Raw genomic sequence first — 14,450 nt, 5'->3', positions numbered from 1 at the left:
CCTAGAAGGCGTTGCCGGTACAGGCCGCCTGGTTGATCCGGTACTGCTCGAGCGCGGCCACCTCGAATTCCTCCGCGTCGGGCATGGAACTGCAATAGGCGGATAGTGCCTTGAGCCCGAGCGGCTGCCACTTGTCGAACCAGCCCCGCAGGACCTCGATGTTGGCTGGATTGCCCTGCACCGCGTAGTCGACGAGCACCTTCGTCCAACGCCGCGACCGCTCGCTGTCGATCAGCTGCGCATCGGCCAGCAGGCCGGTCAGGCTGTCGCCGTGACGCTTCCCCTCGCGACCGAACGAGAGCAGAGCGGCATCCGTCGCGGCCTTCAGCACCAGATTGAGCGCCACGAACTGCTCCGCCCAGTCCCACGCCACCAGCGCACGCTCCGCCAGCTCGCGGAATCCCTGCCAGGCGGGGTTCTGCTCCCAATGCGCGCGTTCGGCCTCGCCGAATCCCAGTCCCGGATGCGCCTTGCGCAGCGCCGCCGTGCGGTAGGCGATACGGGAAACCCAACGGAGCTGATCACCGCCCTGCAGCATGAAGCAGTTCACGATGGTGCTCGACGGCGCCAGCGCCACCAGATAGTTCGACGACATTTGCTGGGCATGAACCACGTAACGTGCCGGCGCCCAGTGGGAGCCCAGCACTTCGAGCCAGGCCTGCGGCAGGCTCTCGTCGTGATCGTTGCGCTGGTGCTCGTCCAGCAGTCCGTCGACGAAGGCCTCCTGTCCGTCCTGGATCAGCGTATAGTTGCGGTAGATGAGCTGGTCGGGATCGCGAAAGCCGTCCCAGTCCGCGTGCTGCAGCGGGCTCTCGTTGCGGTAGCGCTTGAACCAGCCGCTCATCGGGATCGCCTGGCCCATCGTCCAGGGCCGGTCCGGATCCTGCGTACTCCAGAGAAGGTTGGTCGACACCGTCTCGTATTCGGTCGGCCGGCGCCGGCGAGCCGCCAGGTGGCTCCAGGTCTTGAGGGGACGCAGGGTCGAAGTCTCTCGCGTGTCCATGATGTTCCTCGGCGATGGGGTCAGCGGCTGCCGCGGAAGAACCAGCGGATCATGTCCGCCGTCATCTCGATCTTCCCGGAGAAGCCGGTCATGTGGATCTCGATCTCCTGCATGCTGAAGCTTCGGCCCAGCATGTATTCCACCGTCTTGCGGTTGAGGGTAAGCCCACCGGGCCCTTCGACGCGCACGTACCCGCTGGCGTCGCGCACCTGGAGTTCCTTGCCGGGATTGTCTTCCTGCAGGGCCTCGATCAGGGCGTCGGTTATCTCGCCGGCCCGCAACACGGGTCCGGCCATCATCGTCGCCCCGCTCGCCGTTTCATCTGCCATTTCGCGATTCCTTGCCTAGGGCTTGCAGTGCTTGGGCGTGACGTCTCGGATGGCGACGTAGATCTGGCCATCCACGACCTTGGTCGGATAGAGCGCCAGCTCGGCATGGCAGGGGTTCACGCCCTTGCCGCTGACGGCATCGAGCTCCCAACGATGGGCAGGACAGGTAATCGTACTGCCGCGCAATTCACCGCCGCTCAGGGCGACGGCCTGGTGCGGACACATGGCCTGCACGGCCTGAACCTCTCCGTCTTCGGTATGGACCAGCAGGACTCTTACGCCCGCTATGTCGACTTCAAGCATGTCGCCGGCCCACAGCTCGTCGAAGTCGGCGGCGCGATGGAAATCAAAAGTCAGGTCGGCGTCGAGCATGGATCGGCTACTCGACGAACACGTCGATACATTCGTAGTGCTTGAAGCCCGCTTCACGCACCGTCATCGCGCGCGCAAGGGCCGGCGCGCTGTCGTCCCTGGTGGTGGGTCGCACCCGCAACGGCTTGCCCGGCGCGGGATGACGCACCTGGCGATCGACGGCGGGCGCGGCGCAGGCGGCCGCGACCTGGTCCATCGTGTAGTCCGGCTCGACGTCGATGACGCGCACGTGGGCATCGTTCTGGAATCTACTGAGCACGGCGATCATCGGCGTCACTCCGCCGCCCGGAGTTTCGGGATCTGCTCTGTCGCCCATCTATAGTCGTGGGCGTCCTTGCCACCCTCGCTGATCACTCCAATGCCCATATACCTGAGCAGGTTCTCCGGCGTCGGCGGATCAATCGTGCCGCTGTAGAGCCGGTCATTCATGTTCTCGAAATCGTCGTAGCGCTCGGGCTCCTGGTCGAAGACCCATTCGCAGACCGGCGAGCAGAAATTGTAGCGGCGACCCTTGTGCTCCTTCTGGTGGACGCGTGCCTCCCAGACGCTTCCGCCGCGGGTGGCGATCGTCTGCTGGCACATGCAGCAGATGGCGGGCGTGCCGATGGCGTAGGTCTTCTCCTCCTCGCCCTTGTTGACGTTGTCGATGATCACGTCCCAATAGCGGCCGAACGTATCGTTCCAGCCGGGATACTTCTCCTCCAGCCAGCCGCGTTCGGCCGCGCCGAGACCGCCCGTCGGATTCCACCAGATCGTATGGCGCCAGCTCCAGATGCCAGCCTGCTGAGTGTGATGATACGTGTCGATCTCGTGCTTGAGGTGGTCCCAGTACCAGGGCAGGTCCAGGCCGACGTCCTTGAGCTGGCGTTCGAACTGCACAAGCACGAACTCCTGCATGTATTCCTTGAACGACTGGTCGCGCTTCTCGAGCGGGAACCAGTAGTCCATCGGAATGCCGGTCAGCAGCGCGAAGGTCTTCCAGATGCGCCAGAAGGCGATATCGACGGACTTCTGCGCCTCCGCCTTGTGGCCGTTGCGGATCAGGATCTCGATCAGCGGCGTGGCGATCTGCGCGTGGCGCGCCTCGTCCGACTGAATACTCGTGATGAGATTGGAGAAGGTGAAATCGCCGATGTTGGCGGCATCTGCCGAAAGACCGATCATCTGCACATTCGTCAGGCCGGTCTCGAAAGCGAAGTTCAGCATGATCGACGTGGTGACGGCATCACGGGTCATCATCACGTCGTCGAGTGGATGACGGCCGCCGATTGCCGCCCAGTTGTTGCTGCGCTGCGACTGCTGTGCCCAGTCGAACTGCCGGTCGAGCGGCGTGAGCTGGTGCGCAAACGAGAGCTGGATCTGCCCGTGCCGCAGCTCGTCCAGCACACCGAACGTCGCCATGTTGCGCATGCCGGGCGCCCGACCGAAGCGCGCCATGCGGGCACAGGCCTGCCCGGTCTGGTACTCCGACAGGGCGATCGCCGCATAGTGCAGCTTCAGAAGGCTGAGATAGGCCGGGTCGGCCTTCTCGTAGTATTTCGAGCGCTGCAACGCCGAGCGCACCGAATAGGCGCCGCTGTCCTTCTCGCGCTGGATCGAGACATACTCGCGATAGGTGACCTTGTAGGGCTCGTCGTAGGTCTCCCACTCCGAGACCGGGATGCCGTAGGGATCGCCCATTTCCGGGGGGAACATCTCGGCCTCGGAAACGTAGGTCGGCGTCCAGTTGGTGGTGCGCGCCAAGTCGTACCATTCCGCGCGTTCGAGCATTGCCATTTAAGTACCGCTCCTGTTGAGGATCGCAGGTCAGACTGGATGATGTTGCGGGTCAGAAGCTCGCCTGCAGGACCATGCTGACCACCAGCAGGGCGGCCGATCCGGCGAGGTAGGGATTGACCCTCTGCTTCTTGAACACCGCCGAGAGGGCAGCGAGCACGAAGCCCACGACCATCGCCTTGTCGAGCGAGAAGGTCGCAATCGTGATCAGCGGCATGCTGATCAGCGTCAGCTTGTCGATCGGCGCCATCGGCTTCCATTGATCGTAGGCCGGGCAGAGGCGGAAGCCGACATAGACCAGCGCCCCCAGCGTCGCGCCGACCGGGATCAGATAGATGAAGGGCATTGCCAGGAAGCAGAGCGCCATCAGCACGCCGCAGACCAGGGCGGAGAGCCCCGTACGCCCGCCGGCACCGATGCCGACCGCGCTTTCGACGAAGGCCACGACACTCGTCGTACCCAGCAGAGAGGCGGCTGCCGTGCCGCCACCGTCGACCAGCAACGCCTTCTCGCGACCTGGCAGCTTGCCGCTCGCCATCAGCGTCGTCCGCAAGGTGAGGCCGATCAGCTTGGCGACGCTGCCGTAGAAGTCGATGATGAAGAGGACCAGGATCACCGACAGCGCGCGCGGGTCGAGAAGCACGGCAGGCGACAGCGCGCCGATACCGGAGAACATCTCCTTCGACATGGCAGGCGTCGAGCTCGCGGCAGCCGGCGTGAAGCCCGCGATGCCGCGCGACGCCAGCACATGATAGAGCACCGTGACGCCGATGATGCTGATCAGGACGCTGCCCAGCACCCGGAACCGCTCCAGAAGCAGGATGGCTGCGAGCCCGACATAGAGGCAGATCGCGGCCGGCGACACCAGGCTGCCGAAGCCGGATAGAATCAGGCCTTCATAGACGAAGAGGCCCGACAGCTTCATCGCGATCAGCACGAGGAACATGCCGACGCTGAACGAGAGGCCGATCTTCAGCGCGTCGGGAATGCTGTCGATCACCTTCTCGCGGATCGACGCGAGGGTGACGATCACCATCAGCACGCCGGACCAGAAGACCATGCCCAGCGCCTGCTGCCACGTGAAGCCCATCGCGCCAATGACGACAAACGCCACATAGCCGTTGATCTCAAGACCGGTCGACACAGCGAACGGCAGCTTTGCCCACACGCCCATCAGGATCGTCGCAAGCGCGGAGATCGTGATCGTCGCGAACAGCGACATCGAGGTCGGAATGCCGGCCTGGCTGAGGATCGCCGGGTTGACGACGAAGATGTAGGAGAGCGCCAGGAAGGTTGAAACACCTGCCAGGACTTCCGTAGCAGTCGTCGAGCCGCGCTCGGAGATCGAGAAATACGAGTCCAGCGCACCGCGCGGAATCGGCTTGGGAAATGCTTCGCCTGTAACGGGACTGACCTGAACTTCCATGACCATCCCCTCCATGGGTCGCGAGGTCCTCAAGGTCTCAGGTGACCGCCTGTTTCGTAAATCCACATTCTTCGCGACAAGGTGTTGTCGATTGCGCAACAGCGGCCGAACACCGGCGAAATGGCCCTGATCTTGCGTCGCCTCGCGCATGCTCGACTCGGCCTTCCCCAGCGAACACGCAGCCGGAAACGAAGACGGTGCCTGGCTCGTCGGCTTTCCGATCGTTGCCTTTCTCGTCCTGGTGGTCGTCGTTCAAACCGCCTTGATGCCGATCACCAGCGCCTCGATGGCGACGGGCGTTTGCCAGCAGACCGGAGCCTCGGAAGCCGCTTTCAGGGCGTTGATGCTTCATTGAATCGGGCGTTGCCGATTTGGCAACCGCCTGTGCGATGGAATTCGTCTGGTGCCGGCGCGGCAAAGGAGACATGAGAGCGCGCATCGCCGCGGAGGGAGTTGCATCGTGAGCGCGTTGAGGAACGAGACCGTTTTGTCGGTGCATCACTGGACCGACGAGTTGTTCAGCTTCCGGACCACCCGCGACAAGGGTTTCCGCTTCGCCAGCGGCCAGTTCACGATGATCGGCCTCAAGGTCGAGGGCAAGCCGGTGCTGCGGGCCTACTCGATCGCCAGCCCGCACTACGTGGACGAGCTGGAGTTCTTCTCGATCAAGGTGCCCGACGGCAAGCTCACCTCGCACCTCAAGAACCTGATGCCGGGCGATCCCGTGCTGGTCGGCGCCAAGGCCGTCGGCACCCTGCTGCTCGACAGCCTGACCCCTGGCCGCAACCTCTACCTGCTCGGCACCGGCACCGGCCTCGCCCCCTTCCTGTCGATCGTGCGCGATCCGGAAGTCTACGAGCGCTACGAAAAGGTCATCCTGGTCCATGGCTGCCGCCATGTCCGCGATCTCGCCTACCGGTCGGCCCTGGCCGACGAATTGCCGGCCGACGAGATCCTGGGCGACATGGTCCGCGACAAGCTGATCTATTACCCGACCGTGACTCGCGAGCCGTTCAAGTATCGCGGCCGCATCTCCCACCTGATCGAGAACGGCACCCTGGCGAAGGATGTCGGCCTGCCGCCGATGTCGCACGAGAACGACCGCTTCATGCTGTGCGGCAGCGTCCAGATGCTGGCCGACATCCGCGCCCTGCTCGAAGGCATGGGGCTCACCGAGGGCACCACCACCACCCCGGGCGAGTTCGTCGTCGAAAAGGCCTTCGTCGAGTAGCTATCGAGCGGTGACTTCCTCGCCGGCCGGTATTGGCGTCCCCGAGAGGATTCGAACCTCCGACCTCCGGTTTAGGAAACCGCTGCTCTATCCGGCTGAGCTACGGGGACGTGGGCGCCGTATAGCATCCGAAGCATATGGCGTCTGCCTTATTTGATCCAGAGCAAGCTGCGCCCTGGCCGCACTTGGCGTGGCCCGGAGGCCGCCTCAGCGCTTGCGGACGAACTCGGCGCGCAGGACCAGACCCTTGATGGTGTCGTGGCGGCAGTCGATTTCCTGGGCGTCACCGGTCAGGCGGATGCTCTTGATCACCGTGCCGCGCTGCAGGGTCTGGTTGGAGCCCTTGACCTTCAGATCCTTGACCAGGAGGACGCTGTCGCCGTCGGCCAGCAGGTTGCCGACCGAATCGCGCACCTCGACCGTGCCCGTAGCGGCTTCGGCTGCAGCCTTCTTCGCGGCGGCTTCGGCCGCGGGTATCCATTCGCCGCTGGCCTCGTCGTAGACATAGTCGTCGTCGCTCTCGGCCATTTCGTTCCCGCTCCTCAAAGTGAGCGTGCACTTACAGGCCAGCACCGGCCGTCGCAACCCGGCGCATTGTCTCGCCGGCTCCCCGGCCCGCCACGCACGGCACCGCCGGGACCCGGACAGGCCTCGCTGATTGCGCCGCCGCAACGAAGGAGCCCCCTGCCCGTTGAGCCAAGTCGACCAGGGGAGACATCACCATTTCCATTCGAGAGACTGCCATCCTCGCGCCGGGCGCCGTTTCCATTCCCGCCCGGGAATTCGAAGCATGAGTCCCGTTCGCCTGAGCGAGGGTCTCCCCTACCCGTTGGGCGCCACCTGGGACGGGCTCGGCGTCAACTTCGCCCTCTTCTCCGCCAATGCGACCAAGGTCGAACTCTGTCTGTTCGACTCCAGCGGCGAGCGCGAAACCGATCGTATCGTGCTGCCGGAATACACGGACGAGGTCTGGCACGGATATCTGCCCGATGCCCGGCCCGGCACGGTCTACGGGTTTCGCGTGCACGGTCCCTACGAGCCGACGGCCGGCCATCGCTTCAACCCCAACAAGCTGCTGCTGGATCCCTACGCAAAGCAGGTCATCGGCAAGCTGACGTGGAACCCGGCCCTGTTCGGCTACAAGATGGAAAGCGGCGACGATCTCACCTTCGACGATCGCGACTCGGCGCCCTTCACCTATCGGAGCTGCGTGATCGACCCGGCCTTCAGCTGGGGCCGCGCACCGCGCCGCCGCACCTCGTGGGAGAATACGATCGTCTACGAGGCGCATGTCCGCGGCTTCACGCAGTTGCACCCTGCCGTGCCGGAGCCATTGCGCGGCACCTATGCCGGGCTCGCGTCGGCCGAAATCACGGGCTACCTCTCCTCGCTCGGCGTCAGCGCCATCGAGTTGCTGCCTGTGCACACCTTCGTCGATGACAGCAACCTCCTCGAGAAGGGCCTCAAGAACTACTGGGGCTACAACACGATCGGCTTCTTCGCGCCGGCGCGGCGCTATGCCGCCAATCCGGACTTCGCGTTCGCCGAGTTCAAGGAGATGGTGGCGCATCTGCACGCCGCCGGCCTCGAGGTCATCCTCGACGTGGTCTACAACCACACGGCCGAAGGCAACCAGCTCGGGCCGACGCTGTCTTTCAAGGGCATCGACAACGCGTCCTATTACCGGCTGGCGCCGGACCGCCGCTACTACATCAACGACACCGGCACGGGTAACACGGTCAACCTCAGCAATTCGCGTGTGCTGCAGCTCGTGATGGACAGCCTGCGCTACTGGGCAACCGACATGAGGATCGACGGTTTCCGCTTCGATCTGGCGACCATCCTCGGCCGCGAGCCGCACGGCTTCGAGGAAGAGGGACGCTTCCTCGACGCCTGCCGTCAGGATCCCGTTCTGTCGGAGGTCAAGCTGATCGCCGAGCCCTGGGACATGGGGCCCGGCGGCTATCAGGTCGGTCGCTTCTCGCCGGGCTGGGCCGAATGGAACGATGCCTTCCGCGACACGGTGCGCGGCTACTGGCGCGGCGACGAGGGCAAGCTGCCCCCGCTCGCGGCGCGACTGACGGCCTCGGCCGACCTGTTCGCCAAGCGTGGCCGCAAGCCCTGGGCGTCGATCAACTTCATCACCGCCCATGACGGATTCACGCTCGGTGATCTCGTCGCCTACAACGACAAGCACAACGAGGCCAACGGCGAGGACAACAAGGACGGCCACTCGCACAATCTGTCGAACAATTACGGTGCCGAGGGACCGACCGACGACCGCGACATCCTCGACACGCGCCTGCGCCAGATGCGCAACATGCTGACGACCCTCATCCTGTCGCGCGGCACGCCGATGCTGCTGGGCGGCGACGAGTTTGGCCGCAGCCAGAAGGGCAACAACAACAGCTACTGCCAGGACAACGAGATTTCCTGGGTCGACTGGGAGGGCATCGGCCCGGCCGAACGCGACCTCGCCGAGTTCGTGCGCAAGCTGATCATGATCCGCCATGCCCTGCCCATGCTGCGGCGCGGCCGCTTCCTCACGGGCGCCTTCGACGAGGAGCTGGGCGTCAAGGACGTGAGCTGGCTGACCCCCGCGGGCGAGGAGATGACCGACGACAACTGGAACGACGGCAACGCCCGCTGCCTGGGCGTGCTTCTCGACGGCCGCGCCCAGGAAACCGGCATCCGCCGCGTCGGTTCTGACTCGACCTTGCTGATCGTGGTGAACTCCCACACCGATACTGTGCCGTTCACCTTGCCCGAGGCGGTCGGCGGCAGCCGATGGGTGAGACTGATCGACACCAGCGACCCCGACGGCGAACCGTTGGCCCTGCGCGACTTCCGCCAGGTCTACGACGTCACGACCAGGTCGATGCTTCTGTTCATCCTCCAACCTACCCGGACCCCGCAACGCAGCACCGCTGCGGAACGGTCCTTTCAGCGCGTCGTGCAGGCGATGGACGACGCTTCGACCAAGGCGGTGCAGTTCGGCTTCGACTGACTCCACGTCTCGGGGTTGCCGCAAGAAGTGCCATCCTGCGGCAACCCGAAGACGCTCAATGTCGTTCGCAGACGATGATCACCCAATTGGACCCTCCGCTCCCGCTTGAGACCCCGAAGGGTCCCGGCCTCGCTCATTTCCTCATCGACTATGGGCCGGAATCGCACCTGCTCTGGGTCGTCTTCCTGGACGAGGGCGGCGCCTGCTGGACCGTTCCCAATCCCGAGATCCGGATCCAGAGCAACTGGTCCCTCCGACGGCGCGAGAAAGTCGCCGCTGGCTGAGAGCAACCCGCTGCCAAGCGGCTCGTTCGCTCGCTGCACTCAACAAGTGGGAGTTTTCCATGACCAGACTCATTTTGGGTGGCGTGGCCGTAGCCATCGCCCTGGCAGCCGTGCCCGGGATGCTGGCGGCGCAGCCGAAGCCGTCCGTCCCCGAACGCGCCGGCGTGAACTCCACGCTCGGCATCGCGCCATCGACGCAGGATTTCGTGACCCAGGCCGCAATCAGCGACATGGCGGAAATCGAGTCGAGCAAGCTCGCGGCCACCAAGACGGACGGCAAGACCAAGGCCTTCGCGGAAAAGATGATCAAGGATCATACCGAGACCTCGATCGAGCTGAAGGGTCTCGTGACCGGCGGCAAGGTGAAGGCGACGCTGCCGACGGAAATGGACGCAGCCCACAAGTCCAAGATCGACAAGCTGAAGTCCCTGTCCGGCGCCAGCTTCGCCAAGGAGTATGACGACATGCAGGTGGCCGCCCACAAGGATGCCGTCTCGCTGTTCGAGCGTTATGCCAATGGCGGCGAGAATGCCGAACTGAAGGCCTTTGCGGCCAAGACGCTGCCCCATCTCCAGATGCACCTGAAGATGGCCGAAGACCTCAAGAAGTGAGCAAAAGGCCCCGGTGGCTTTCGCTACCGGGGCCTTTAATTTCCGCTACGCCTTCTTTCCCGCTACGCCTTGTCGCCCGTGCCGGGAGCGGCCTGCTTGGCGTGTTGGCCGGCCATCACCGTCTCGGGCAGGATTTTGGCCAGCGCGACCTGCAGCTTGTTCTGCCATCCGCTCACAACGCCACTGTCACCCGCCATCATGGCCTTGAAGCCGTTCTCCGCCACCTCGGCCGGGTCGTCCTTCTTCGCCTGCCCGACCTTGGTGTCCATGAGATCGGCGCGTTCGAAAAACTCCGTCTCCGTCGGGCCCGGCATCAGGCAGGTCACGGTCACGCCGCGGCCCTGCACCTCCGCGCGCAACGCATAGGAGAACATGTCGATGAAGGCCTTGGTCGCGTTATAGACGGCCTGATAGGTGCCCGGCATGAAACCGGCGATCGAGCCGGTGATCAGGATGCGCCCGTGTCCGCGGCCGGCCATCTCCCGGCCGACTCTGTGCAGCAGGTAGACCGTGCCGGTCACGTTGGTGTCGATCACATGACGAATCTCGTCCCAGTCCTGGTCGAGGAAAGCCCGGCCCAGCCCATGGCCCGCATTGGCGAGCAGGGCATCGATGGGACGGTCTTTGACCGCGGCGAGCAGCCGGTCCACGCCTTCGGGCGTCGCGAGATCGACCTGCACAGCTTCCACGCTGCCGCCCGCTTGCCCCAGCGCACGCGCGGCCTCCTCGATGCGGGGATCGTCCGCCGCGACCAACAGATCGAACCCCTCGGCCGCGCACCGCTTCGCCAGTTCGAAGCCGATGCCGGAAGAGGCCCCGGTGACGATCGCGAGCGGGCGCGCCGCGCGGTTCAGGTCCTTGGGCGCGACGCCCTTGTCGGTATGGTTCATGGTGTTCATGGCTTGAGGACCACCTTGATGCAGCCGTCCTTCTTGTCGCGGAACGTCTTGTAGAGTTCCGGCCCCTCTTCGAGGCTCGCGGTGTGCGTGATCACGAAGGACGGATCGATCTCGCCGCGTTCGACCCGGTCGAGGAGCTTCGGCAGATAGTGCTGCACCGGCGTCTGGGCCATCCGGAAGGTGAGCCCGCGATTGATCGCCGAGCCCATCGGTATGTTGTCGAGCAGCCCGCCATAGACACCGACGATCGAGACGGTGCCGAAATTGCGACAGCTCTGGATCGCCTGGCGCAACACGTGCGGACGGTCGGTGCCCATGAAGGTCGCGACCTTCACGCGATCGATGACCGAATCGAAGCTGGCGCCCGTCCTCGGTTCGGTGCCCACCGCATCGATGCAGGCATCGGCACCACGCCCGTGAGTCAGGTCCTGGATGCGGTCGTACACATCCTCCTTCATGAAATCGATGGTGATGGCGCCGGACGCCGCGGCCATTGCCAGCCGTTCCGGCACCGTGTCGATGGCGATGACCCGGGCGGCGCCCAGCAGGAAGGCGCTCTTGATGGCGAACTGACCCACCGGACCACAGCCCCAGATGGCGATCGTATCCTCCGGCTGGATGTTGCAGAAGTCTGCCGCCATGTAACCGGTCGGGAAGATGTCGGAGAGAAACAGCACCTGCTCGTCAGTCAGGCCATTGGGAACTTTGATGGGCCCGACGTCGGCATAGGGCACCCGCAGATATTCGGCCTGGCCGCCGGCATAGCCGCCCAGAAGATGCGTATATCCGAACAGGCCGGCCGGGGAGTGACCCCACAGCTTCTCGGCCTTCTCCTTGTCCGGGTTGGTACGCTCGCAGCCCGAGAAGAAGCCCTTCTTGCAGAAGAAGCACTCGCCGCAGGAGATGGTGAAGGGGACGACGACCCGGTCGCCCACCTTGAGCGCCTTGTTCTCAGCACCGACCTCGACGACCTCGCCCATCGTCTCGTGACCGAGAATGTCGCCGCCTTCCATGCCGGGCATGACGCCATCGAAGATGTGAAGGTCGGAGCCGCAGATCGCGCAAGCGGTGACCTTGATGATTGCATCACGCGGATGCTGGATCTTGGGATCGGGAACGCTGTCGCAGCGTATGTCGCTCTTGCCGTGCCAGGTGAGTGCCTTCATCGGGGCTTCTCCTTCGTGACGAATGAATGATTTCAGGAGGGTGCCAATGCGCTGCGGCCTCCTTCGTTGCGGAACGAGTCAGGCGGCCAAGGTCATGGGACGACGCTCCGCGTCCGTCGGCGGCTCGGAACGCCGGATGGCGAGAGTGGCGCCTGCCGCGACCTCCCCTCGCGCGACCTGCGCCACTGCCTGGCGCCCGTCCAGAAAGCCCTCGGCCCAACGATCCCGCGCTGAGGCGAGGGAGAAATCATACGGGGCTTCGGGTCCGGCCTCGCCGCTGACGGGCAGATAGCTCAGGTACAGGATGGCCGGCGTATGGCGGCCTTCCGCGAGATCGCGTTGCCACAGCCCGCGATACGCTTCCAGGCGGTACCAGGTCTGATTGCCAAACAGGATCGCATTCTTGCGGGCAAGAGCTTCCTGCATCCCGACGGGCCGTGCCCCGTCGCGGGCGAAGAGATCCGCGACGATCAATGTGCCCTCGGTGCCGGCCAGTTCGTCGAGCACGGGCTCGACCGGCGCGTTCATCGAGAGGCCGCCGTCGCCCAGCAGCCGGCCGCCGATCTCGACGGGGGCGAATTCGGGGAGGAAGCCGCAGCTCGCAAGGATGTGATCGATCTCGATCCGGTCGCCCTTCCCGGTGTCGAAGATCACCGCATCGCCGCTCTCGATGTCGGTGGTCGCCACGGTGAAGCGCAGATCGCCGGAGTTGAGACGCCCGAAGTCGATCGTCTTGTTCAAGAAGGCGACGGTCGGCGCGAGATCGTAGAGACCGGTAAACTTCAGGCGGGGTCCGACGGTCTGGATATGCCCCAGAGCACCGAACAGCCTCGCCTGGACGGCGCTGACCCAGTTCAGCGCATGACGCGTCGCCCAGAAGGACAGCGCGTTCACGCTTTCCGGGCCCCGGAGCCAGTAGCTGCGCAGAACCTCGAAGCGCTTGTCGACCGGCGTACCGGCGATCAGCGCGCCGTTGAGCGCGCCGACCGAACTGCCGGCGATCCAGCCGGGCGAAAGCTGCGAAGCGTCGGCCAGCGCCTCGTAGACACCCGCCTGATACGAGCCCAGCGCAACGCCGCCCGAGAGCACCAGCGCGGTTTGTGGGTCACCCACCCTCAGGCCGCCTTCGCGTCTGCTTCCGGCTTCCCCTGGACCATCTTGTGGCCCGCGAAGGAGCGCGTCTCCGGGGGCGGCAGGGCGGAGCGGTTCTTGAGATCGGCCAGAAGCTCTTCCTTCAGCATCTTGAGCCGGGCGCCCAGAGCCACGAGATCCACGTCCGCTTCGCGCGCCTGGGCGAAGATGCCTTCCTTCGGCTGCTCTTCTTCCTTCACGTGATGCTTGATCAACTCGGAGAGCACCTTGACCTTGGCGTCGTAGAACTTGTCCTTGGGCGAGCCCTGCGAAAGCTCGGCGATCAGCACCTTCGCGCCGTCATGTTCGACATAGGCCTCGTCCAGCATTTCCTCCTCGACCTTCTTCTTGCAGGCGGGATAGAAGATTTTCTCCTCGATCGAGGCGTGCACGGTGAGTTCGGTGCAGATCTCGCGAACCAGCGCCACCTTCTTGATCTCGTCGTGTGTCTGCTCGAACTTCTCGAAGAGAGCCTCGACGGTGCGGTGATCGGCTTTGAGCAGGGCGATGGCATCCTGGGGGGTCGACATATGAATTCCTTCTTGAGTCGCTTCGCTTGAATTGATGTGCCGGCCCGCTCTGGTCTGATGGCCCGCCGACCGTCGCTGCGGTTTCGATCGGGCTTGCCGAAGGAGCCAGTCCGACGCCCAACGGCAGCTTTTCGAGGACGTTGCTGCGTGCGCTGGAGCACCTACGGGCGGATGAACCGTCGATGATGCAATGATGTCAGCCGTGCTGCAGAGACTTTGTTGCCAGTGGCTGGGGTGCGTATTACGGTCCGCCCGTGTTCGACATTTGCAGGGCGACGGCATGATTCGGTGTGTGCGGATTTGGACGGGCGAAGACCAGAATTCGCATGTCGAGGAAGGCTGGATCGACCTGGAGCCGGGTGCGCACGGCGACCTGCTCAGCGGCAAGATCGCGGTCACCAGCGCGTCCCTGCAAGAGACCCAGCCCGGGGGCACCTATGCCTGGCACACGGCGCCGGTCCGCCAGCTCGTCGTCACCCTGAGCGGCACGCTCGATTTCAGTACCCGCGGCGGCCAGCACTTCGTGCTCGCGCCCGGCGACATCCTGCTGGCCGAGGACACGACCGGCGGCGGCCACACCTGGCGGCTCGTCGACGATCAGCCGTGGCGGCGCCTCTACGTCGTGCTGGGCAAGGATGCCCCGGTGCCGTTCAAGCGCGCCACCCCCCAAGACCACCGTTAGGAG

At 64.6% G+C, this 14,450-nt stretch carries 17 protein-coding genes and 1 tRNA gene; 6 read left to right on the top strand and 12 right to left on the bottom strand.

Annotated features, from left to right (window positions below; all coding sequences use genetic code 11):
* Position 1: 1 nt before the first annotated feature.
* Genes ACO07K_RS27165 through ACO07K_RS27140 form a run of 6 tightly spaced genes read right to left on the bottom strand, consistent with a single transcriptional unit; the run spans position 2 to position 4,906 of the window.
* On the bottom strand, positions 2-1,003 hold the full coding sequence (locus ACO07K_RS27165; protein WP_422033481.1) for a toluene monooxygenase: 1,002 nt from the start codon (positions 1,001-1,003) through the stop codon (positions 2-4).
* A gap of 20 nt (positions 1,004-1,023) precedes the next feature.
* The gene (locus ACO07K_RS27160) at positions 1,024-1,332 is read right to left on the bottom strand and encodes an MmoB/DmpM family protein (RefSeq protein ID WP_422033479.1); all 309 of its coding nucleotides are present in this window, start codon (positions 1,330-1,332) and stop codon (positions 1,024-1,026) included.
* A gap of 15 nt (positions 1,333-1,347) precedes the next feature.
* On the bottom strand, positions 1,348-1,704 hold the full coding sequence (locus ACO07K_RS27155) for a Rieske 2Fe-2S domain-containing protein (protein ID WP_422033477.1): 357 nt from the start codon (positions 1,702-1,704) through the stop codon (positions 1,348-1,350).
* Positions 1,705-1,711: 7 nt separating this feature from the next.
* On the bottom strand, positions 1,712-1,972 hold the full coding sequence (locus tag ACO07K_RS27150) for a toluene-4-monooxygenase system B family protein (RefSeq protein WP_422033475.1): 261 nt from the start codon (positions 1,970-1,972) through the stop codon (positions 1,712-1,714).
* A 5-nt stretch (positions 1,973-1,977) separates the two neighbouring features.
* On the bottom strand, positions 1,978-3,480 hold the full coding sequence (locus ACO07K_RS27145) for a YHS domain-containing protein (RefSeq protein WP_422033473.1): 1,503 nt from the start codon (positions 3,478-3,480) through the stop codon (positions 1,978-1,980).
* Positions 3,481-3,532: 52 nt separating this feature from the next.
* Complete coding sequence (locus ACO07K_RS27140) at positions 3,533-4,906, bottom strand: NCS2 family permease (protein WP_422033471.1); 1,374 nt, start codon at positions 4,904-4,906, stop codon at positions 3,533-3,535.
* Between the two features lie 148 nt (positions 4,907-5,054).
* Here ACO07K_RS27140 and ACO07K_RS27135 point away from each other — a divergent pair, with 148 nt between their 5' ends.
* Positions 5,055-5,261 (top strand): hypothetical protein, encoded by a 207-nt coding sequence (locus tag ACO07K_RS27135; protein WP_422033469.1) that lies wholly within the window; start codon positions 5,055-5,057, stop codon positions 5,259-5,261.
* A 102-nt stretch (positions 5,262-5,363) separates the two neighbouring features.
* Complete coding sequence (locus ACO07K_RS27130) at positions 5,364-6,137, top strand: ferredoxin--NADP reductase (RefSeq protein ID WP_422036713.1); 774 nt, start codon at positions 5,364-5,366, stop codon at positions 6,135-6,137.
* A gap of 33 nt (positions 6,138-6,170) precedes the next feature.
* On the opposite strand, the gene ACO07K_RS27125 is transcribed toward ACO07K_RS27130, so the two are convergent.
* Together ACO07K_RS27125 and ACO07K_RS27120 are read right to left on the bottom strand one after the other, a co-directional pair.
* Positions 6,171-6,247: transfer RNA gene (locus ACO07K_RS27125), tRNA-Arg, on the bottom strand.
* 97 nt (positions 6,248-6,344) lie between these two features.
* The gene (locus ACO07K_RS27120) at positions 6,345-6,665 is read right to left on the bottom strand and encodes an alkylphosphonate utilization protein (RefSeq protein WP_422033467.1); all 321 of its coding nucleotides are present in this window, start codon (positions 6,663-6,665) and stop codon (positions 6,345-6,347) included.
* Between the two features lie 262 nt (positions 6,666-6,927).
* Between ACO07K_RS27120 and glgX the strand changes: the two genes are divergently transcribed.
* From glgX to ACO07K_RS27105, 3 genes are all read left to right on the top strand, one after another.
* Positions 6,928-9,144, top strand: a complete 2,217-nt coding sequence (gene glgX / locus ACO07K_RS27115; protein ID WP_422033465.1) for a glycogen debranching protein GlgX — start codon at positions 6,928-6,930, stop codon at positions 9,142-9,144.
* Positions 9,145-9,230: 86 nt separating this feature from the next.
* The gene (locus tag ACO07K_RS27110) at positions 9,231-9,428 is read left to right on the top strand and encodes a hypothetical protein (protein ID WP_422033463.1); all 198 of its coding nucleotides are present in this window, start codon (positions 9,231-9,233) and stop codon (positions 9,426-9,428) included.
* A gap of 59 nt (positions 9,429-9,487) precedes the next feature.
* The gene (locus ACO07K_RS27105) at positions 9,488-10,039 is read left to right on the top strand and encodes a DUF4142 domain-containing protein (RefSeq protein WP_422033461.1); all 552 of its coding nucleotides are present in this window, start codon (positions 9,488-9,490) and stop codon (positions 10,037-10,039) included.
* A gap of 62 nt (positions 10,040-10,101) precedes the next feature.
* Here the strand turns inward: ACO07K_RS27105 and ACO07K_RS27100 are convergent, their stop codons facing one another.
* The 4 genes from ACO07K_RS27100 to ACO07K_RS27085 all read right to left on the bottom strand — a co-directional run bounded on the left by ACO07K_RS27100 (position 10,102) and on the right by ACO07K_RS27085 (position 13,765).
* Positions 10,102-10,929: an SDR family NAD(P)-dependent oxidoreductase gene (locus ACO07K_RS27100; RefSeq protein ID WP_422036712.1), complete on the bottom strand. Its 828-nt coding sequence runs from the start codon at positions 10,927-10,929 to the stop codon at positions 10,102-10,104.
* Between the two features lie 5 nt (positions 10,930-10,934).
* On the bottom strand, positions 10,935-12,104 hold the full coding sequence (locus ACO07K_RS27095; protein WP_422033459.1) for a zinc-dependent alcohol dehydrogenase: 1,170 nt from the start codon (positions 12,102-12,104) through the stop codon (positions 10,935-10,937).
* 78 nt (positions 12,105-12,182) lie between these two features.
* Positions 12,183-13,217: a patatin-like phospholipase family protein gene (locus ACO07K_RS27090; RefSeq protein ID WP_422033457.1), complete on the bottom strand. Its 1,035-nt coding sequence runs from the start codon at positions 13,215-13,217 to the stop codon at positions 12,183-12,185.
* Between the two features lie 2 nt (positions 13,218-13,219).
* On the bottom strand, positions 13,220-13,765 hold the full coding sequence (locus ACO07K_RS27085; RefSeq protein ID WP_422033455.1) for a hemerythrin domain-containing protein: 546 nt from the start codon (positions 13,763-13,765) through the stop codon (positions 13,220-13,222).
* A 292-nt stretch (positions 13,766-14,057) separates the two neighbouring features.
* On the opposite strand from ACO07K_RS27085, the gene ACO07K_RS27080 reads away from it, so the two are divergent.
* Positions 14,058-14,447 carry a cupin domain-containing protein gene (locus tag ACO07K_RS27080; protein ID WP_422033453.1) on the top strand — a complete coding sequence of 130 codons (390 nt, stop codon included), beginning with the start codon at positions 14,058-14,060 and terminating at the stop codon, positions 14,445-14,447.
* Positions 14,448-14,450 lie beyond the last annotated feature (3 nt).

Source organism: Reyranella sp., from assembly GCF_965228225.1.
Classification (GTDB): Bacteria; Pseudomonadota; Alphaproteobacteria; order Reyranellales; family Reyranellaceae; genus Reyranella.
Note: the sequence above shows the minus strand (reverse complement) of the source record. Positions and strands in the feature narration are given on the sequence as shown.